At 39.0% G+C, this 20,680-nt stretch carries 18 protein-coding genes; 12 read left to right on the top strand and 6 right to left on the bottom strand.

What is annotated here, in order from left to right; all coding sequences use genetic code 11:
* Positions 1-85: 85 nt before the first annotated feature.
* Complete coding sequence (gene tfrB, locus HY987_RS00700; RefSeq protein ID WP_292754401.1) at positions 86-1,603, bottom strand: fumarate reductase (CoM/CoB) subunit TfrB; 1,518 nt, start codon at positions 1,601-1,603, stop codon at positions 86-88.
* 350 nt (positions 1,604-1,953) lie between these two features.
* Positions 1,954-2,508 carry a M48 family metallopeptidase gene (locus tag HY987_RS00695; RefSeq protein ID WP_292754398.1) on the bottom strand — a complete coding sequence of 185 codons (555 nt, stop codon included), beginning with the start codon at positions 2,506-2,508 and terminating at the stop codon, positions 1,954-1,956.
* Positions 2,509-2,622: 114 nt separating this feature from the next.
* Here HY987_RS00695 and HY987_RS00690 point away from each other — a divergent pair, with 114 nt between their 5' ends.
* The 4 genes from HY987_RS00690 to HY987_RS00675 all read left to right on the top strand — a co-directional run bounded on the left by HY987_RS00690 (position 2,623) and on the right by HY987_RS00675 (position 8,150).
* The gene (locus HY987_RS00690) at positions 2,623-4,815 is read left to right on the top strand and encodes a CocE/NonD family hydrolase (RefSeq protein ID WP_292754395.1); all 2,193 of its coding nucleotides are present in this window, start codon (positions 2,623-2,625) and stop codon (positions 4,813-4,815) included.
* 227 nt (positions 4,816-5,042) lie between these two features.
* Positions 5,043-6,923, top strand: a complete 1,881-nt coding sequence (gene iorA, locus HY987_RS00685; RefSeq protein WP_292754392.1) for an indolepyruvate ferredoxin oxidoreductase subunit alpha — start codon at positions 5,043-5,045, stop codon at positions 6,921-6,923.
* A 2-nt stretch (positions 6,924-6,925) separates the two neighbouring features.
* Entirely contained in the window at positions 6,926-7,522 is a 597-nt protein-coding gene (locus tag HY987_RS00680) for an indolepyruvate oxidoreductase subunit beta (protein ID WP_292754390.1), read from the top strand.
* 121 nt (positions 7,523-7,643) lie between these two features.
* The gene (locus HY987_RS00675) at positions 7,644-8,150 is read left to right on the top strand and encodes a hypothetical protein (RefSeq protein ID WP_292754387.1); all 507 of its coding nucleotides are present in this window, start codon (positions 7,644-7,646) and stop codon (positions 8,148-8,150) included.
* A gap of 111 nt (positions 8,151-8,261) precedes the next feature.
* On the opposite strand, the gene HY987_RS00670 is transcribed toward HY987_RS00675, so the two are convergent.
* The 3 genes from HY987_RS00670 to HY987_RS00660 form a co-directional block, all read right to left on the bottom strand.
* On the bottom strand, positions 8,262-8,693 hold the full coding sequence (locus tag HY987_RS00670) for an ACT domain-containing protein (RefSeq protein ID WP_292754384.1): 432 nt from the start codon (positions 8,691-8,693) through the stop codon (positions 8,262-8,264).
* A gap of 96 nt (positions 8,694-8,789) precedes the next feature.
* Positions 8,790-10,094, bottom strand: a complete 1,305-nt coding sequence (locus HY987_RS00665) for a phenylacetate--CoA ligase family protein (RefSeq protein WP_292754381.1) — start codon at positions 10,092-10,094, stop codon at positions 8,790-8,792.
* 76 nt (positions 10,095-10,170) lie between these two features.
* Positions 10,171-11,013 carry a PsbP-related protein gene (locus tag HY987_RS00660; RefSeq protein WP_292754378.1) on the bottom strand — a complete coding sequence of 281 codons (843 nt, stop codon included), beginning with the start codon at positions 11,011-11,013 and terminating at the stop codon, positions 10,171-10,173.
* A 288-nt stretch (positions 11,014-11,301) separates the two neighbouring features.
* Between HY987_RS00660 and HY987_RS00655 the strand changes: the two genes are divergently transcribed.
* The 8 genes from HY987_RS00655 to HY987_RS00620 all read left to right on the top strand — a co-directional run bounded on the left by HY987_RS00655 (position 11,302) and on the right by HY987_RS00620 (position 20,002).
* The gene (locus HY987_RS00655; protein WP_292754375.1) at positions 11,302-12,915 is read left to right on the top strand and encodes a sodium:solute symporter; all 1,614 of its coding nucleotides are present in this window, start codon (positions 11,302-11,304) and stop codon (positions 12,913-12,915) included.
* A gap of 58 nt (positions 12,916-12,973) precedes the next feature.
* Entirely contained in the window at positions 12,974-13,813 is an 840-nt protein-coding gene (locus HY987_RS00650; RefSeq protein ID WP_292754372.1) for an MBL fold metallo-hydrolase, read from the top strand.
* Between the two features lie 328 nt (positions 13,814-14,141).
* Positions 14,142-14,465, top strand: coding sequence for a PadR family transcriptional regulator (locus HY987_RS00645; RefSeq protein WP_292754369.1), 324 nt, complete (start codon positions 14,142-14,144; stop codon positions 14,463-14,465).
* 1 nt (position 14,466) lies between these two features.
* On the top strand, positions 14,467-14,994 hold the full coding sequence (locus HY987_RS00640; protein ID WP_292754366.1) for a DUF2812 domain-containing protein: 528 nt from the start codon (positions 14,467-14,469) through the stop codon (positions 14,992-14,994).
* A 78-nt stretch (positions 14,995-15,072) separates the two neighbouring features.
* Positions 15,073-16,068, top strand: coding sequence for an NAD(P)-dependent alcohol dehydrogenase (locus tag HY987_RS00635; protein ID WP_292754363.1), 996 nt, complete (start codon positions 15,073-15,075; stop codon positions 16,066-16,068).
* Between the two features lie 14 nt (positions 16,069-16,082).
* Complete coding sequence (locus tag HY987_RS00630; protein WP_292754361.1) at positions 16,083-17,042, top strand: NAD(P)-dependent alcohol dehydrogenase; 960 nt, start codon at positions 16,083-16,085, stop codon at positions 17,040-17,042.
* A gap of 419 nt (positions 17,043-17,461) precedes the next feature.
* Positions 17,462-18,046: an HXXEE domain-containing protein gene (locus HY987_RS00625; RefSeq protein WP_292754358.1), complete on the top strand. Its 585-nt coding sequence runs from the start codon at positions 17,462-17,464 to the stop codon at positions 18,044-18,046.
* 243 nt (positions 18,047-18,289) lie between these two features.
* On the top strand, positions 18,290-20,002 hold the full coding sequence (locus tag HY987_RS00620; RefSeq protein WP_292754355.1) for a serine hydrolase: 1,713 nt from the start codon (positions 18,290-18,292) through the stop codon (positions 20,000-20,002).
* A gap of 125 nt (positions 20,003-20,127) precedes the next feature.
* Here HY987_RS00620 and HY987_RS00615 read toward each other — a convergent pair whose 3' ends face one another.
* Entirely contained in the window at positions 20,128-20,574 is a 447-nt protein-coding gene (locus HY987_RS00615) for an ROK family protein (RefSeq protein WP_292754352.1), read from the bottom strand.
* Positions 20,575-20,680: the final 106 nt, after the last annotated feature.

The following is a 20,680-nucleotide window of genomic DNA, read 5'->3' as shown; positions in this document are numbered from 1 at the left end:
TTTTTTTTATAATTTTTCTAAATTTAATTAATTTAGTGTTTAATTAATTTAGTGTTTAATTATTATCAGGCAATTTTCATTTATTTCAGGACTGGTATGCCTTTTCCAGGAGTTTAAGTATGTTCATAACTTCCAGGTCCAGCCCTTCTTTTTCCAGAGAGGCCCTGATGTTATTTTCACAGAAGGGGCATATGGTAATCACGGCATCAACACCGAGTTTTTCAATCATTTTTGCTTTTTCCCTACCAAGGGCCTCGGCTATTTCTGGTTTACCTGCCCTTACACCACCACCAGCACCACAACATTGGTCAGGGACTTCCATCTCCACAAATTCAAGACCTTTAATTTTTTTGAGAATCTCCCGGGGTTCCTCCCGGATGCCCTGACCCCGGACGAGATGGCAGGGATCGTGGTAGGTGACTTTCATGTTCACGGGTTTCATATCTTCGGTATTAAGTTTATCTGCCAGGTACTCACTGATATCCATTACATTCAATCTGGCACCGTACTCAGGATAATCCTTTTTAAGGGTGGCTCCACAACCAGCACAGACAGTGATGATTGTATCATAACCCTCCAAGGCCTTGGCATTCTGTTTAACCAGTTTTTCCACGGCATCAGTTTGCCCGGTCCGGATAAGGGGAGAACCACAGCAAACCTGCTGACTAGGAACCTCTACTATAACATTATGCTTATTCAAAACATCTATGAGGGCCATTCCAATTTCGGGAAGACGGTAATCCATCAGGCAACCTGTGAAAAGTGCAACTTTCTCTTTTCCATCTTCTTCATTATCTTTTGCTTTTACCCTTTGGGAGTTAACAGTTTTTATGAAACCATCCCTCATTGGCCCTTCTTCCGGGGGTTCTACTGATCTTCCTGTTTTTTCAATAAGCTCTTTTACCAAACTGTGAGGGGGTAACGGCCCAATACCCTCCTGGCAGGCTATTTCCCTTAACTTTTCAATAGCACCACCAAAGGTGTTTATTTCCTTGGGACAGACCTCCACACATTTAGAACAGGATGTGCAACAGTAGAGTCCTTCATCAAATCCTTCTTCAGCTCGGTTAGAACAGTCTCGGGGGTCCATGGCAAATTTGGATAGGTAACGCATGAAGTAGGGGCCTGCGAATTCATCATTAACAGTTAAGACTGGGCAGGCTGATAGGCAGGAGTAACAGTCAATACAACTCCTTAACTTCTTGGTGTTTGTTAGTTCTTCTGGATCTAAAATGGCAGGACACTCACTAATTCCACACTCATCATCCAGGAAAAGTCCCATTTCCTTTACTTTACTGTCCATTTCACTCCGATCCACAACCAGATCCTTAATAACTGGTAAATTGATTGGTTCTATTACATCCCCATCCCTAATTTCTCTTTTACATGCCAGGGCCATTTCTCCATTGACTTTAACAGCACAGGAGCCGCACTGACCTGCCCTGCAGGAGCAACGATAGGCAATATTGGCCTGATGGTGTTGATTGATGTAATTTAAAGCATCCAGGACCTTCATCTTATCCTTCTTTTTAACAAAATATGATTCAAGGTGGGGTTCCTCATCCTGCAGAGGCTGATAACGCATAACACTTATATTTATCATTTGATCTCCTGTATTGCTTTATTGATTTCCTTTTGATGTTTAAATTTTTATTTAAGCTTTTAAAAATTATATTTTTATATTATAATGAGTTTAACTGGTTTTTTACCCTATTAATTATGATCCCTAACATGGGGATCAATCATAATTCCATCTGGATTAAGAGTAAAATAGAATCAATAAATATTGGGCATTATTCCTATTAAAATTATTATATTAAAATTATTATAATTTTAAAGATAATCATTCTCATCATAAAATAAATATTGTTTGTTTGCAGTTAATTGTTTGTAGTTGTTAATTGTTGTAGTTGCAGTTAAAATAACTCAACAAAAAAACATCCTTTTTGGTGGTTAATTCAGATCTTTCACCAAAAACCAGTAAATAGCCAGTTCATTTTCATATTTCTGGTAGTATGGGTATGTTAAGGACACCAGATTCCAGTATTGTTTATTGTGTTTCCTTATCTGGAGATGGCACACTTCATGGTGTACCACATATCTGATGAGGCTTTCCGGTAAGTATCTGAGGCGGGTGTTGAAGTTCACGTTTCCTGATGAGCTACAACTTCCCCAGCGGGTTTTCATCCGACGAAAACTCACCCTATTCACCGGGTAACCCATTGTACCTGATATTTCATCCACCAATAGTTTAACCAGTTCACGGAATTCCTGTTTGCTGCGAGTTAAATCCAATTTTCTGTTTTCAGATTCTTTCTTTAACCTATTAATTCGTGTTATTTTCTGATAAACCCATTTTTCATGCTTTTTTATTAGTTTATGATGATCGTCAACTCCGATGGGTAGTATGAGGATGAGTTCCTCGTTTTTAATCTCTAAACGGGCGTATTTCACCTTCCTGTGAAAAACACGGTATTTCACCTCAATATCCTGAATTTTAATCTTCATCAGAGTTAATTATTAATACAACCTTCAAATAATCTTTTATTAGATAAGTCTATCACTAAATTATTAGATAAGTTCGTCACTAAATTTTCACTGACTATTTTAGTGGGGGGAACAATGAAAGAAACTCCATTTGCAGTAATATTAATAGTATTCCTTGTTTTTTTAGGTGTTTTATATGGTGTGGTCCTGCTGGAGGATAATGAAACTTCCATCACAGAAGGTACAAACGCTCTTTTAAATCAATTTCAAAGTCCCAACAATCAGAGTGAGGATAACATGGTGCAAACCAACCTTAACAACACCCCAGAGTCACAGAACACTAATCCTAGTCAGAACCAGTCAAACACCAGCCAGAACATTACCGATCCAACCACTTCACTGAATAGTAATCAAACAAGCAACACCACTAAAACTGTGAATTACACAGTCAAGACTATTATTGGACAGGAAACATCCCTGCGTGATGGTGCTAAACTGGTTTCTGATATCTGGCTGCCCCAGGAGGATGGGAAGTATCCGGTGATCATGATCCGCACACCCTATGGTAGGAGTGCTGCTTACATGAATTACACTGGCATGGGGGAATATTTCGCCAAGGAGGGGTACGTTTTCATGGTTCAGGATGTTCGTGGGAAAGGAGATTCCCAGGGAACTTTCAATTTCCTGTTCCAGGAAGGGCAGGATGGTTATGATTCCATTGAATGGGCTGCCAATCAGTCATGGTCCAATGGAAAGGTGGGTATGATGGGATCCTCTTACATGGGAGCTGACCAGTGGCTGGCTGCACGGGAAAAACCACCACACCTGGTATGCATAGCCCCCACCTCAGCAACTGGGAGGTACATGGAAGAAATACCCTCCATTGGCGGAGTTTTCTACATGGGATGGACCCTACCCTGGACTCTGGCCAACAACGGCAACACCACAGATCTAAACACACAAAACCGTAACTGGACTCCTATCTTTAACCACCGTCCACTATTAACTGCAGATGAAGTCACAGGAACACAGGTACCTCTTTACCGTCAGTTCCTGGAACATCCCACCATGGATGATTACTGGAAACGAATCCAGTTCAAAGACCAGGATTTTACCAGTATCAACTTACCCACCCTAACCACCTGCGGATGGTTCGACACTGACCAGCCAGGAGCACTGTTCTACTGGAATGGCCTTAAAAAGAACTCCACCCCTGCTGACCAGTACCTGATTATAGGACCCTGGTTAACTAATGGAACCTTCGAACCAGAAGCACAACTATCACAAATTGGTGATTTACCTGTTTCCGGAGCACAGAGCGATGTTTACGCCACTCACTTGGCATTTTTTGATTATTATCTTAAAAATTCAACCAGTTCTATGGTTACTAACTCATCTGGCAGAAATTCCAGTAACATTTCAAGCAACAATTCTTACAGTAATGTTTCAAGCAATAATTCTTATGGTAACATTTCAAATAGTACTAATTCAACCAGCCAGTTTAATCTTCCCAGGGTAACAGTTTACATCACTGGTTTGAGTAAATGGATAAACCTAACCAGTTATCCTCCGGAAGACATGAACATCACCCCACTTTACCTCAACAGCAGGGGACAGGCAAATACATTGAATGGTAATGGCTTCCTGGAATGGAACTTCAACTCCAGCATTCCAGCCAACAATTCAAACAACAGTGCATTAAATTCAACTTCCAGTGTTAATTCCACCACAGTTTCGGATAATTATACTTACGATCCTGCCAATCCCAGACCAGTCCCATCAGGAAGTTTTGCTGTTAACTCCAACAGTACTGAAAACCGTTCTGACATCCTAGTTTACACCACTGCTCCACTGGAAGAACCAGTCATGATCATAGGGCCAGTGGCAGTGGAGTTATACGCGGCCAGTGATGCTAAAGACACGGATTTCGTGGCCAGAGTCTTGGATGTGTACCCCAATGGAACCGTCATCAACCTGGGACCCTATGAATCTGGAGGGTCCATAAGGGCTAGATTCAGACAGGGATTCGATAAGGAAGTTCTTCTGGAGCCGGGTAAAATTGAAAAATACCGGATAGAGCTCTATGACATGGGACATGTATTCTTGCCCGGTCATAGCATCCGCCTGGAAGTGTCTTCCAGTGCCTATCCCATTCTTCATCCCAACCCCAATACTGGCAATCCAATTGCCACCGACACCCAGCAACAGGTAGCCCACCAGACCATCTACCATGACAGTAAACATCCATCATCAGTTTTACTACCGGTTATACCATCAAACAGCTCTATTTATAAGGGATTACTGGGATCTTACCTCGTGAAAACGTGATTTCAAACTGAACTAAAAAGACTGAACTAAAATATTTTAACCTGAACTTAAAAAAAACCTAAATCCATAGAATACTCATAAACCTAATATACTCCAATATTCAAAACTTTATATCAATCCATTTATATTTGGTAGAACTGTTCTTAATTACTAAATTAATCCCTCAAAATAAGCCTTAATTGTTTAAACCATAGTTAATCACTATTCTAATCTTCAGGAAGTACACCATGAACATCAAAGAAATGCTCACCAGAAAAGAGAAGGACAAACTGTTTTTGATGGGTAATGAAGCCGCAGTCCGCGGTGCCCTGGAAGCAGGAGTGGCTGTAGCCAGCACATATCCTGGAACACCTTCTTCAGAGATTGGAAATGTCTTATCTGTCCTTGCCGAAGATGCCGGGATGTATTTTGAATTTTCAGTCAATGAAAAAGTAGCCCTGGAAGTAGCAGCCGCTGCATCTGCCTCGGGACTTAGATCATTCACCTTCATGAAACACGTGGGTCTTAATGTGGCTTCAGATTCATTAATGAGTGTTGCCTACACCGGTGTCCGGGGAGGGATGGTAATACTCACTGCAGATGACCCATCCATGTTCTCATCCCAGAATGAACAGGACAACCGTCACTACGCGCGACTGGCAAACATACCACTCCTGGAAGCGTCCAGTCCTCAGGAAGTTAAGGATCTTATGAAATACGCCTACCAGTTATCTGAGGAATTTGAATTGCCAGTTATTCTCCGCACCACCACACGAGTTTCCCATATGAGGGGAATAGTGGAGCTAGGTGCTTTAAAAAAGCCTAAAGCGAAAGGACACTTTGATAAAGATCCTCAACGTTTCGTTCCAGTGCCAGAGTCTGCCCGGGTAATGCATAAAAATTTGGTTGAAAAAATGGATCAAATAGGGGTATTATCCAATAATTCATCCTTAAATCATCCCTTTGAAAATGAAAGCAGTGTGGGGATTATCACCAGTGGCAGTGCCTTTAACTACGTTATGGATGTGGTGGAAGAATATAAACTACCGGTGAATGTCCTTAAAATAACCTTTTCCTATCCATTCCCTGAAAAGAGGGTGCTGGAATTTTTGGAAAACATTGAAATGGTTCTGATGGTGGAGGAAGTTGACCCCATCATGGAAAAAGAGGTACTGGCGATTATAGGAAAACACCAGCTTAACAAAAACGTTCACGGTAAATTAGATGGAACTCTTCCCATGATATACGAGTACAGCCCGGACATCGTGCTGGAAGGAGTGGGTAAGATGATTGGGTTGGAAATGCCCGTTGCAACTGTTTCTAGTTCTGTTGAACTTCCCAAAAGACCACCCACGCTCTGTCCTGGCTGCCCACATCGCGCTGCCTATTTCGAGGTTAAAAAGGCAGCAGAGGATTTGAATCTGGATGATCTCATTTTCCCAAGTGACATTGGCTGTTACACACTGGGTATAGAATCACCCTATGAAATTGCAGATTATCTCTTATCAATGGGTTCATCTGTTGGAACCAGCTGTGGGTTTTCCAAGGCCACTGATCAAACTGTGGTAAGCTTTATAGGAGATTCAACCTTTTTCCATGCAGGAATACCCCCACTCATCAACGCAGTGCACAACAAGAACAATTTCGTCCTGGTGATCCTGGATAACCGCACCACAGCCATGACTGGTGGCCAACCTAACCCTGGTCTCCCTGTGGATGGCATGGGACTGGAAGCACCTGAAATATCCATACCTGCAATTGTAAAAGCCTGTGGAGTGGAACTGGTGGAGATCATCAACCCCCTCAATGTGCGTAATTCAAAGGAAATATTTAAAAAAGCACTCCAATTCAATGGAGTGGCAGTAGTAATCTCCCAGTACCCTTGCATGCTAATCAAAGGTGGGAGCCAAAAGGGTAAAAACATCGTAATCAGTGTTCAGGATGACAAATGCACTGGTTGTGAAACCTGTGTCCTGGAGCTCACCTGCCCCGCCATCTACACCAATGAGAATGGTAAAATCAGGATTGACCCCTTAATGTGCAGAAAGTGCAATGTATGTGTCCAGACATGTCCTGAAAAAGCCATAAGGGCGAAAAGGATAAATAATAACAGGGGAGAGGAGGAATAACAATGAACCCTTACAATATTTACATTTCAGGCGTTGGTGGTCAGGGAATCATCAAAACTTCAGTTATCATGGGGGAAGCCGCCATGAAAAGCGATTTATCAGTGGTGGTTGGTGAAATCCATGGAATGTCCCAGAGGGGAGGTGTGGTATCCACCCAGATGAAGATTGGAAATTCCCACAGCCCAATCATTGAAAAAGGAAAAGCAGACCTTCTACTGGCATTCGAACCACTGGAAGCCCTCAGGGCAGTTAACATGATAAATAAAGATAGTTATGTGATTACGAACACTTCATCAATTTATCCATTTAACATCCGGCAAAGTGAATATCCTTACCCCGAACTATCCACTCTACTGGAGGAACTTTCATCCCATGCAAAGAAGGTAATTGCCCTGGATGCAGATGGAATAGCCAAGGAAGCTGGTCACATCCTCGCGGTGAACATGGTAATGTTAGGCGCTGCAGCAGCGGTTCCAGGATTTCCAGTGGATAAAGAGACCATAATAGAATCAATGCAGAACAACCTGCCTGAAAAGAGTATTCCTGTAAATTTAAAGGCATTTAAGGAAGGGTACAGGGTTTGTTCTTCAAACATTTAAGCAGGATTTAATGTATATTTTTCTTGTTTTTAAAAAAAGTTAATATAAACAGTGGAAAAATAAAAATTCGGAAAAATAAAAATTCATTAATAATCTAATATATTTATATACCGATGATTTAGTGGGGGAATTGGATATGGGCTCATTTAATGAATATATGCATGAATATAGAAAACAGTTAGAGAAAGGTTGTATTCAGGAGGCATATGGTGGATTAATGGGATATATAATGGATTTGCGAGTTTATTTTAAGAATAAATATCCCCAATATTTTGTGTCAGGTATTTATCCGGGATATATGGATATGACCTATTTTTCCTTCTCCCCAGAATCATTAAAAAGTCAAAAATTGAAAATTGCAATAGTCTTTATTCATGAAACATTTAGATTTGAAGTATGGTTAGCAGGATACAATAAAAAAGTTCAAAACAAATACTGGAAACTGTTTAAAGAAATGGATTGGAATAAATACCATATTCCACCAACTACAAAAGGTGTTGACTCTATTGTGGAGCATATTTTAGTTGAGAATCCAGATTTCAGTGATTTGGATAATTTAACAAAGCAAATAGAGGCTGGAACATTAGAATTTATTAATGATGTTGAGAATTTCCTATCTACAAAATAGGGATAATTTAAAATATTCTTTTTGGTTTGATACTAAACCTTCGAAAAATAGAAAATAAAATATAAGAAATTCATACTAAATCACCAGTAAAAAATTGAATAATAATTGTGTTTACCAGTTGTAAACATCTTCTGGTGGAATTATAGTTGCCCCACTCTTTTTAAGGACTTCAATCCCTGCATCAATATCCTCTGGATGGAGCAGGACAATGGCTCTTTCTTCTTTTTCATCCACAAAGGCGTAAAGATAATCCAGGTTTATGTCCGAGTCATCCAGTATGCCCAGGATGGTGCCCAGTCCTCCGGGTTGGTCAGACATCTCCACAGCAATAACGTAGCCCATCTTAACCACGAAATTGTTCTCCTCCAGGATTTCTTTGGCTTTATATGGTTCAGGGACGATTAACCTCAAAATACCGAAGTCTGAAGTATCAGCAATGGACAGGGCCCTGATGTTGAATCCACCATCAGCCAGAACATCCAGAGCATTCCTCATTCTACCCTTCTTATTTTCCAGGAATATTGATAACTGTTCTATTTTCACTTACAATTCCCCCTATCACTATTTTTATGGGATTTTTCTAAAGTTATGGGATGAGTTTCAATAAATTTAAGTTATATCTCCATCAGCAAATTTCGTTTAACTATTCAATCCCCGTTTATCAATAACTCTAACTGCTTTACCCTCACTTCTGGGCAGTGTTTTGGGTTCTACCAGGGTTACTGTAACTCTTAAACCAATTTCATTGTGTATGAAGTTTTCTATTTTCTTTTTAATCCCTACTAACTCCTTCACCTCGTCAGAGAAGAGTTCAGGGGATGTTTCCACCTGCACTTCCATTTCATCCAGGTGCTGTGGTCTGGTGACAATGATCTGGTAATGTGGTTCAATACCATCCATCTTCAGAAGTGCCTTCTCGATCTGGGAGGGGAATACTGCCACTCCACGGATCTTGAGCATATCATCGGTCCTGCCGGTGATGCGGTCCATTTTCACATGAGTTCGGCCACAGGCGCACTCACCCCTTCTAAGGCGGGTAACATCTTTGGTTCTAAAACGAATAATGGGCATTCCATGACGGGTTAGGGTGGTTATGACCAGTTCGCCCTTTTCTCCGTCTTCAAGGACTTCCATTGTTTCCGAATCAATGATCTCTGGATAGAAATGGTCCTCCATAACATGCAGACCATCCTGCTCGGGGCATTCCAAGGCCACTCCAGGTCCCATAATTTCAGTTAAGCCGTAAATATTGTATGCGGGGGCATTGAAGCGTTTTTGGATTTCCTGGCGCATTTCTTCAGTCCACATTTCAGCTCCAAAACCAATGGATTTCAGATTCAGATCCCCACTTGTAAGACCTTCTTCTTCCGCCACCTCTGCCAGGTAAAGTCCATAGGAGGGTGTGACTATCAGTACCGTTGTCCCGAAGTCCTTCATTATTTCGATTTGTCTGCGGGTTTGTCCCGTTGAAATGGGTATAACTGTGGCCCCTATCTTCTGGGCACCGTAGTGTACTCCGAATCCACCGGTGAAAAGACCGTAACCATGGGTGTTCTGGATTAGATCATCCTCATCGAGTCCGAACATGGTTAAACCACGAGCCATGACTTCACTCCAAATATCCAGATCCTTATGGGTGTATCCTGATACTGTGGGTTTTCCAGTGGTACCTGAGGAGGTGTGAACTTCCACAATCTCACGACGGGGAACTGCAAACATTCCAAAGGGATAGGCCGCACGAAGATCGTCTTTAGTGGTTAAAGGTATTTTCTGGATGTCTTCCAGGGTTTTAATGTCTTGGGGGTTAATACCTGCCTCATCAAAACGTTTTTTATAATAGGGAACATTTTCATAGGCCCGTTTCACAACATCTTTTAATCGTTTAAGCTGCAGTTTCCTCATCTCATCTCTAGATATGCACTCAACTTCTTCATTCCAGATCATTTCAATCCACCGGCCAATTTACCTTTTTTTTATCAAATTTAATTTCAAATCCCTTTTTTGTAATTTGAACTATTTTTTATGCATTCACATGGAAACTGTTTAGGACTTTATCCATCTCGTTTTTATAATCCAGAAGGGGTTTGTCAAATACGAAGATCACAAAATATGCACTATTGTTTTTCTGGAAGGCTATTCCTCTGGTGGTGAAAACCTTATCATCAGGTTTGTAGTTGGCTTCCAGTTCATAGGCAGTGGTGTTGTCAATGGTAAGATCACCTTCATAGTAGATCATACCGTTGGCTAAAATGTTTGAACGCCAGCTGGCAACCTTGTATGTGAAATTTTGTGTTCCGAGATCCTCCTTAAAGACTGAGAAGCTGTTGTTTTCGTCATGAGTAACTGTAACTATCAGGGGAGCTTGTGTGCTGTTTGAAACATTCCAGCCTTCAGGATAATCAAAAGAGATGTTACCATTGTCAAAATGGTTTTTAAGAGTATTTATCTGTGGGGTGGTGGTGTTGCTCTGGTTGGTTATGGTTTTTTTATCGCCCATAACCCACATTGCAGCACTAATAACCAGAATAATTAGAATAATAATGCCTATAATGCCTAAAACGGATTTTTTCCCCAGTATGGTGGGAATGTTATTTTTCAAACCATCCCAGCTGAATTTTTCTGGAGATTCAGAGTGTGGTATTTTCAGTTTGGTGGGACCGTTATTTCCATTTTTATCCCTACTGTTTTTCCTGGATTTGAGGGAGTTTACCTTACTGGTAATGGATGTTTCTCCTTTATTCAGTTTGAAAGATCCAACCTTTTCTTTAATATCCGCACTGGCTTTTCCCAATTTGGATGATGCATCTTTTTTCTTAGCACCGTTTCCTGGTTTTCTTAATCGAGGAGGACCATCTTCGCTCAATTATTTCACTACCCCTTTTCCTATTCTATTCATTCATTAATACTAAAGGTAATTTAACCCTATCTATTTTAATCCTACCTATCTAGGGCAATACTGGGCTTTTATTGTTAACATTATTTAAATTGGATAGATACGTAACAAGCTCCATGCTTAGGCTGTATTGGTGATATAATTCACTTGATTAATAATAATGCCCATATTATGTTAAAGTTTATATATGGTCGCCAGAGATTCATTAATCATTAATAATACTGATATAATTGCTGGAAATGGACAGGTCGTGATTATGTGGATTTAATGATATTGAGTATTGTAGTTTTGGTATTTCTCCTAATAAATGGGTATATTGGTTATATTGCCTGGCGTAGAACTAAGAATGCGGATGATTATCTTGTTGCAGGGAGGGAAACACACCCCTTCGTCATGGCCCTGAGTTATGGGGCCACATTCATCAGTACAGCAGCTATTGTTGGGTTTGGTGGGGTTGCTGCTAATTATGGTATGGGAATCCTGTGGCTGGTCTTTTTAAACATCATCATTGGAATTTTCATTGCCTTTGTGTTCTTTGGAAAACGTACCCGTAAAATGGGCCACAATCTCGGTGCTCTAACTTTTCCTGAGTTTTTATCCAGACGATTTAACAGCAGATTCATCCAATACTTTTCAGGCGCAGTTATTTTCATTGGAATGCCGTTATATGCTGCTGTGGTCCTAGTGGGAATGGCAAGATTTGTGGAAACAACCCTGCAACTAGATTACAACATAGCATTAGTTGTAATGGCAATCATAGTGGCGGTTTATGTTGTATTTGGAGGGATCCGGGGAGTTATGTATACTGATGCCCTTCAAGGTAGTATCATGTTCTTTGGAATGATATTCCTCCTTGGTGCAATTTACTGGATGCTGGGAGGGGTAGTTGATGCCAACCAGGCCCTTACCAATCTGGTGAATGTGATACCGAGTAATGCAACTGCTGCTGCCACAGCAACAGGATTCACTGGCTGGACAACCATGCCCTCACTGGGCAGCCCCTTCTGGTGGACACTGGTCTCCAGTCTCATCCTAGGGGTAGGTATTGGGGTGCTTTCCCAGCCACAGCTGGTGGTGCGCTTCATGACTGTTAAATCAAATAAGGAGTTGAACCGGGGAGTTTTGATCGGGGGATTATTCATATTTGTAATGACATTCGGTGCCTATGTGGTTGGTGCAATTTCTAATGTCTATTTCTTCCAGACAACAGGCCAAACTGCGGTGCAGGCTGCGGGAGGTAACCTGGACAAGGTTATACCTGCATTTATTGCTGCTGCAATGCCTTTGTGGTTTACATACCTCTTTATGGTAGCACTTCTATCTGCAGCCATGTCCACTCTTTCTGCACAGTTCCATGTCCAGGGAACTGCCCTGGGACGGGATATCTATGAAACCATACTCCGTAAAACTGGGGGGTCATCGGTAAGGGTGGCCAGGATAGGAATAGTGATCGCAGTCATCATTGCAGTCATTCTGGGATTCATACTACCGGCCAGTATTGTTGCCCTGGGAACCGCCCTGTGGTTTGGTATCACTGCCGCTGCATTCCTGGCAATCTACGTGGCGGCACTGTACTGGAGGCGAGCCACCAAAGAAGGTGCGATCGCAGGATTGGTTTCAGGAGCTGCAGTGAGTCTGATATGGTTACTATTTGGGTTTAAGAAAACAGCCGAACCATTGGGGGTTTCAAAAGCTTTAATGGGGCAGTCTACTATTATTACATCTGTGCCCTGGCCCACCGTGGATCCCATGATCGTGGCCCTGCCAGTGGCAATTGTGGTTACCATTGTGGTCAGTTTACTAACCAAACCCCCTGAAAAGGAGTTTCTGGATAAGTGTTTTGAGGGAGTGGATCGTGCTAAAGGGAAATAACAATCTGGATTTTAAACCACAAATTGGAATTTGATTATAATTAAAATTATATGATAAGATGTCAATGAAACTTAGAACTTACCAGTACGAAAAAAGTAGGAATCATGGTTGGGTGGAAGTGTTCCAGAATCCGTGTCATATTAGTGTTCTGAGTTTCCAGACAGGCACTGTTGCCATCAACAGGAAAGGCACCATAAATCCAGACCATCCTCGTGCCCGGGATATTCCAGACCAGGAGTTGGAAGTTCCCATACTGGCCCACTGGGTACATCATGAAGAAAAGGGTGACTTCCTTTTGGATGTGGGCTTGGATGTATCTTACTTTAAGGACCCACGTGGAGGATTAGAAGGAAGTAATGTTGATGAATACCTGCAGGGTGAAAATGAAAACATAGCCTACTATATCCAAAAGAACAGAATTAATCTAGAAATGGTGTTTTTAAGCCATTTACATTCTGACCATGCTGCAGGGCTGAGGGAACTTCCAAAAACGATTCCATATGTAACTGGCAAAGGGGAATATGCTGAATACCATCCCGAAGTCCATGGTGATTTTTTAGAAGGTTTAGAAGAACTATTTGAAATTGATTATGCTCAGGCACGGGATATGCCCTTTTTAGGCCCCAGCGTGGATCTACTGGGAGATGGATCTCTATGGGCAATCCATACACCTGGACACACTCCTGGACACAGTTCTTTTATTGTAAATGGGAGGGATGGTCCTGTTTTCTTGACCATGGATGCTGCATTCATCCGAGAGAATCTTGTACTGGGTGTGGCACCCAGTGACTACACCTGGGATGTGAAAGTGGCTCAGGAGACCCTGGAGAAGATTTTAACGTTTTTAAGATTGTATCCACAGATTAGGGTGCGGGCTGGTCACGAGCTCTTAAAATAGTTTTATAATTTTTATATTTTATTTTGTAAAAATCGCAAATAAAGAAATTAAGTAAATTTTACTGTTAAGGTGAATATTCTATTCCAGAATGTGTTGTGCAGACATCTTTGTTTGAGTGTGCGGGATTACCATACTCCTGAGGCTTTAAAAAGCATTAAAAGAGTTGGAATTTAGTTTTTTTTAGTTATATTTTCAAAACTAATAGGTTGATTCGACTTATTTTTCATAGATTTTATTTGGGAATCAGAAAGTTTATATATAACGTGCAACGATATATCGTTAAGTGGTATAACATTGCACGATGTATCAATAGGATTTGGAGATCAATATGGATGCAAAAAAATTACAAAAAAAGTATTTACCATTAACCGAAGCGGCTTATTACGTTTTAATTTCTCTAAATAAGCCAAGACATGGCTATGGGATCATGCAACACGTAAATACGATCACCAATGGCCGTATTAAGATAGGCGCGGGGACCATGTATGGGAATCTGTCCAGAATGGAAAAGGAAGGGTTAATAAATTCAGTTGCCGAAGAGGAACGTAAAAAAATCTATGAAATCAGTGAAAAAGGTAAAATTATACTAGGATTAGAGCTCGCACGTCTAGAAGAACTTCTGAATCATGGTAAAAATGAAATGGGGAATTAGAATGAAAGAAGTTAAAACTATATGGCGAATGTGGGGCGGCTGGGAAATAGAAAAAATGGAAAATTGGATGGAAGAAATGGAACAAAATGGATGGGCACTTTTTAAATTCGATTTTACTATGATGAGGTTTCAATTTAAAAAAGAAGAAAGCAGAAAAATGAGGTACTGTTTTGATTATCAGAGTAATGTGGGGGAAGATTATTTCGAGATTTTCAAGGAAGATGGTTGGGAATTAGTGAATGAAACAATCAGTCCATGGTATGTATGGCGTAAATCCTACGAAGATAAGAAACCCAGTATTTACACAGATACAAGATCATTAATTGAAAGAAACAATCGCCAAATCAGGAATATTAGTCTTGGGGCGTTTATAAGCTTAATTTTACTGTATTTAGTGTTAATAACAGGTTATGATAACACAAAACTAATTTCAGCACTTCTAATAATCTCTATTGTCTTTTTTGGATATTTAATAGCTCAACTTTATCAACATAATAAAAAACTGAAAACTACTGCAATTAAATGTTAAATTAATGGGTATAATGGGGAATAATCAAATTATCGGGCTAAATAGGTAATTATGGTGATAATGATGAATTCAAACAAAATGAGAGCAGTTGCATACACAAATTATGGATCACCGGATGTCCTTGAATTAAAAGAAGTGCAAAAACCAACTCCTAAAGATAGTGAAGTTCTAATAAAAGTTCTCGCTGCAGCTACTAATGTGGCTGACTGGCGCCTTATGAGAGCATCTCCCTTTTTAGTTCGCTTAATGGGAGGAGGAATTCTAAAACCAAAACACGAAATACTTGGAACTGATGTTGCTGGGACAGTTGAAGCAATTGGTCGGAACGTAAATCAATTTCAGCCAGGTGACGAAGTTTTCGCCAACCTATCTGAGAGTGGACGGGGTGGTTTTGCAGAGTATACATGTGCTCTGGAAAGAGATGTGGTGTCAAAACCGGCCAATATTACATTTGGAGAAGCATCTGCTGTACCCATTACTGGAATAACTGCTTTACAGGGTCTTAGAGATTATGGGAAGATTCAAGCAGGGCAAAAGGTTTTGATCAATGGGGCCTCGGGTGGTGTGGGCACTTTTGCTGTGCAAATAGCCAAATCATATGGGGCTGAAGTTACTGCCGTATGCAGCACACAAAATTTGGAAATGGTGCGCTCTATTGGTGCAGATCATGTTATTGATTATTTAAAAGAAGATTATACTAAAAATGGACTATTATATGATTTAATTTTTGATGCAGTTGCTAATCACACTGTATCTGAAAATAAACGTGCATTGAAATCACAAGGAATCTGTGTTGTTGTAGGATTTTCAACGATTTTTAACATGTTCAAAGTGATGTTAGGGTCGTTCACTTCAAATACGGGGGGTAAGAAAATAAATAGCATGACTGCAGCTCTAAATAAAGAAGATATGGTTTTTATTAAGGAACTTATGGAAGCTGGTAAAGTAAAAACCGTTATAGATAGATGTTACCAGTTTAGTGAAGTTCCAGAAGCTCTCCGGTATCTTGAAGAAGGGCATGCTAAGGGAAAAGTCGTTATCATAATGGATCATAACAAAAACGTATCAAATTAGGGGAGGAAATTAACATGAAAGCAATCGTTTATACAAAATACGGATCACCGGATGTTCTTGAGTTTAAAGAAGTGGAAAAACCAACTCCTAAGGATAATGAAGTTTTGATAAGAGTATGTGCCACATCAGTTACAGCAGCAGACTGCCTGATGCGAAGGGGTGATACCTTCATTAGCAGAGTATTTCTAGGATTCAGAAAACCTAGAAGAAGAATTTTGGGGACTGAGATTGCAGGCGAAATTGAAGAAACAGGTAAAGATGTAAATCGATTTAAGAAGGGTGACCAGGTTTATGGATTTACTGGTTTTGGACTTGGTGCTTATGCGGAGTATAATTGCATGCCTGAAAATGGATCTCTTGTACTAAAACCAACCAATATGAATTACAGTGAAGCAGTAGCCGTAGTTGATGGAGCATCCACTGCATTGTTTTTCCTTAAAGATAAGGCGAATATTCAAAACGGACAAAAAGTTCTTATACTAGGTGCTTCTGGAAGTATAGGTACTTTTGCGATTCAAATTGCTAAATATTTTGGGGCAGAAGTCACTGGGGTATGCAGTAATGCAAATCTAGATTTGGTAAAATCTTTAGGTGCGGATAAAGTTATTGACTACACTAAAGATGATTTTACAAAAAATAGTGAAAAATATGATATAATTTTTGACACTGTAGGAAAAAGTTCCTTTTCACAGAGTAAACGCTCCCTTAAGAAAAATGGCAAATATATTTTAACTACTGGAGGATTGATGGATCGTTTCCTAATGCTGTGGACTGCACTATTGGGTGGGAAAAAACAAATTACAGGAATGTCAATTGAAAAGACCGAATCATTAATTTTCATTAAAAGGTTAATTGAGGCGAAAAGGATTAAATTAGTCACAGATAGATGCTATAACTTGGAACAGATTGCCAAAGCGCATGGTTATGTTGAAAAAGGTCACAAAAGGGGAAATGTCATTATTACTATGGAATAAGACATTCCTTTATAACTTTTGTATTAGATATTTAAAAATCTGTATTCTATTCAATAAATTCGTTAAGCGGACACCTTTCTCGGCAGTGTAGGGTGGAACCGGGTCATGAGGTCTTAAAATAGCTTATTAATGGCTTTGAATCTGAATTATTTCATTTTTGCAACTACACGCTTTTTTTCAGATTAATATAACATATGATTGATCCAATTTTCATGAACTTTTTCCTTATCAATTTTATTAGTAACTGAGTTATAACATCAGTATAGGGGTCTGTTAAAATCTGAGCAATAATAGATGCATCCAAAGTGTTTCTTATTGTTTCCTTTTCTTTTATTGTTCCCTTTTCTTGATAACTTAAACAGAATCCTGACACACTAATTTCAAATATCAGTAAAACCATACTAATTTTGAGGAATAATATGTTAAATTGGCTCTATAAAAATTGGGCAAAATTAAGTGTTTTATTTGCAATTGTTCTTACTGTATTTATTGTTATTTTCATAAAACTTGAAAATATTGTTCTGTTTTTGATTTGGATACAGATACCTATTTATTTATTGCATCAGTTTGAGGAACATGCTTGGAATGGGTTTCAAAATTATATAAATAAAAAAGTATTCAAGGTTCACGAAGGAAATTTTCCTCTAAATGAAAAAAATATTTTTTGGATAAACATTCCGATTATTTGGATATTAATGCCTATTTTTGCAGGTTTATCATCTATTAACATAATGTTTGGCCTATGGATTCCTTATTTTGCGGTATTTAATAGTTTGAGCCATGTGATTTTTTCTATACGAAATCGGGAATATAATCCGGGGCTCATCATAAGTCTAATATTAGGTATTCCGGTAGGGACATATACTTTAATAGTATTCTATTCTTATATTGCCGTTCCGGCGGTAATCTCTATTATTTCAATCTTTTTTGTATTATTGCTACATATTATCATATTTGGTTACATAAGAATGAACTATAAAAAAAATCAGCTAAGGCCCAAATAGAATTCAATTTAAAAAAATATTTACTTGTTTTTATATATCATAATGCATTATTGGGACAACTTTTGTCTGCAGTGTAGGGTGGGCCCTGGTCAGAACTTTTAAAATCGTTTTAAGAGAATTTAGTTGTTTAATTAACATTTTTTTTTATTTAATTAAAGTATCACTATTTTTTATAGAAAAAAATAAGTGTATGTATTACTAACTAACATCTATACTAATTATTCCATAAGGGGGGTATAATGGGTGGATAATAAGGTTCTAGCAGGATTAGTTCTAGGTTTTTTATTAATGGTTGTTGTAGCGGGTGTTTTGGTTTTCAATCCTTTAAAATCAAATACACCACTGGATAATGGCATGATTGGCACTGTCAACCAAACTGGTAACAACACTACTTCTACTAACAATACTGGTATTCTTTCTTCATCTGCTCCTCTATTAAACGTCGTCCCTTTATCATCTGGAACTAGTCAATCTTCATCTTCAGTGAGTCCTTCACCAAGTCCCGGACCTACGCCTGATCCAATGGATAACCTAATCAGTCTTTTCGATGCATATGTGACATCCACGTTTTTAAAAGCTTCAAATGCTGGACTGCCAGGTGCAGCAGTGGTTCTTATTTATAAAGGTAGAATAGTTTCTATGAATACTCTTGGTGTAAGGGATCTCGAATCGGGTCTTCCTGTTACCCCTGATACTTTATTTCTATTAGCTTCAGTAACTAAAACTTTTTCTGCTACCAATGTTGCCCAACAAGTTGATAAAGGGTTAATGCATTGGAATGACACTGTAAATATGTACTTTGATAATCCCAATGAATTCTATTTATATGATCCTAATGCCAATGCCAATTTAACGATAGCAGATTGTCTCAAACATACGAGTGGTATGCCCGCTGCTGAAGGAGATCCAGAGGCATTTACTTTCAACAGCAGTTATTCCCAAATGCTTTATAATCTGCGTTTTGTACTAAATACCAGTTCATTAGGTACTACCCATCAATATAACAATGTAATGTATGCTTTGGGCGGTTATAGTGCTGCCCTAGCAAACAGCAAATCATGGGGAGATCTAATTAAAGAAGAACTTTTAAACTCCCTGGGAATGAATACAGCAACCACTAATCTCACTGATTTCTTGAACTCACCCAATCATGCAACCCATTATATAACATACTATGATGATAATGGTTCTCTGATTAAACAACCTTCATATCCCCCTGCTTTAGATGAGATTGGGCCGGCAGGTAGTATGGGTGCTTCAATTAGTCAGATGGTTAATTGGCTGAATTTCCAAATGGCAAATACTGGAATGTATAACGGAAAGATAATAGTTTCTAAAGAAAATTTAGAAGCAACCAGAACCGGATATGTATACACAGATGATAAAAATGATACCATGTACGGATATGGATGGGATATTGATAAAACCCATATATCCCACGCTGGAACAATACCATCATCAAAAGCATTCATAAATTTCTATCCATCTTCAGGAATTGGTATAGCAATATTAACTAATGAAGGGAGTATGGGAGATGCTTTCAGGATGAGTGTATATAAAAAATTATTAGATTTAATGAATGGTGATGAAAATACAGATTTCTGGACTGTTTTTCACGATACATATAAACCAATATACGAACCAGCTCCGGATAACCCAACAGGACCCGGAGCCCTTACTAACTATGAAGGTGTATATTTAAACGATTTCTATGGAAACATTACAATTCAGCTTGAAAATAACAATTTAATAAGTTATTATGGCAATAATAAACAGCCGTTTAATTTAACTCATTGGAATGACACAACATTCGTCGTAAGAAGTAACAGTGACTTATTAACTTTCAAAGACCTTGAAGATAACAAATATCAACAGCTAATAACCTATACGGCGACAGATTATACGGTGAATCCAGCTAATATGACAAACACATTTAACCGCACAAATAGCACTTGAAACCTCTATTTTTTTTTATTTATTATGTTATAGAAAAAAACGTTTACAGGCACTTTTATCTGCAGTGTAGGATTTGCCTGGTCATAATGTCTTAAAAAACTATATAAAATCTTAATGGTAGGAGATTATTCTGTTTTCCGGGCAGCATCCCTTTCTGATGATGCTTGTTCTAGGGACTGTTTAAATTCTATCAAGCCATTTACTATTTCTTCAACATCCGTCTTTATTCCATTAACAGTTGGGTTTTTGTACTTTATGGAGCCCTCTGCTGAGAAATCATCTTCAGATATTAGAATCCCGAAATCACGATCTATATCTGGTTCAATAACATCATCCAATGGGTTATCAAGCCTTTCCTTGACATCTATTCTCAAACCCTTTAAAATCTCTTCTTTATCTGTGGGTATTTCAGTAAATCCTATCACGATAATCTCTCGTTCGTCGAATGCATTTATCAAACTATACATTTTATTATTAGTACCAAATCCAGTAGTGTGATACCAGGCTTTGCGGAAATCTTCGTAAGTTTTCCCCTCTTTTAAACGCCTTTTAACAATTGCCACTGACATCATAATATCACCTCTTGTTTTTATTAATGATTTAAACACATATAATAATCTCTTCCTAATATTTGATAAAATATATATTAATTCATAAAAAAAGTTTTACATGGCGAAC

The organism is Methanobacterium sp., assembly GCF_016217785.1.
In the GTDB taxonomy this organism is placed as follows: domain Archaea; phylum Methanobacteriota; class Methanobacteria; order Methanobacteriales; family Methanobacteriaceae; genus Methanobacterium.
This window is presented reverse-complemented; position numbering and strand designations above follow the sequence as displayed.

Excerpts from the sequence above, each read along its gene's own strand:
- tfrB (WP_292754401.1), bottom strand. The coding sequence starts at position 1,603 with ATGATAAATATAAGTGTTATGCGTTATCAGCCTCTGCAGGATGAGGAA.
- HY987_RS00695 (WP_292754398.1), bottom strand. The coding sequence starts at position 2,508 with ATGAAGATTAAAATTCAGGATATTGAGGTGAAATACCGTGTTTTTCAC.
- HY987_RS00690 (WP_292754395.1), top strand. The coding sequence starts at position 2,623 with ATGAAAGAAACTCCATTTGCAGTAATATTAATAGTATTCCTTGTTTTT.
- iorA (WP_292754392.1), top strand. The coding sequence starts at position 5,043 with ATGAACATCAAAGAAATGCTCACCAGAAAAGAGAAGGACAAACTGTTT.
- HY987_RS00680 (WP_292754390.1), top strand. The coding sequence starts at position 6,926 with ATGAACCCTTACAATATTTACATTTCAGGCGTTGGTGGTCAGGGAATC.
- HY987_RS00665 (WP_292754381.1), bottom strand. The coding sequence starts at position 10,094 with ATGATCTGGAATGAAGAAGTTGAGTGCATATCTAGAGATGAGATGAGG.
- HY987_RS00650 (WP_292754372.1), top strand. The coding sequence starts at position 12,974 with ATGTCAATGAAACTTAGAACTTACCAGTACGAAAAAAGTAGGAATCAT.
- HY987_RS00645 (WP_292754369.1), top strand. The coding sequence starts at position 14,142 with ATGGATGCAAAAAAATTACAAAAAAAGTATTTACCATTAACCGAAGCG.
- HY987_RS00640 (WP_292754366.1), top strand. The coding sequence starts at position 14,467 with ATGAAAGAAGTTAAAACTATATGGCGAATGTGGGGCGGCTGGGAAATA.
- HY987_RS00635 (WP_292754363.1), top strand. The coding sequence starts at position 15,073 with ATGAGAGCAGTTGCATACACAAATTATGGATCACCGGATGTCCTTGAA.
- HY987_RS00630 (WP_292754361.1), top strand. The coding sequence starts at position 16,083 with ATGAAAGCAATCGTTTATACAAAATACGGATCACCGGATGTTCTTGAG.
- HY987_RS00625 (WP_292754358.1), top strand. The coding sequence starts at position 17,462 with ATGTTAAATTGGCTCTATAAAAATTGGGCAAAATTAAGTGTTTTATTT.
- HY987_RS00615 (WP_292754352.1), bottom strand. The coding sequence starts at position 20,574 with ATGATGTCAGTGGCAATTGTTAAAAGGCGTTTAAAAGAGGGGAAAACT.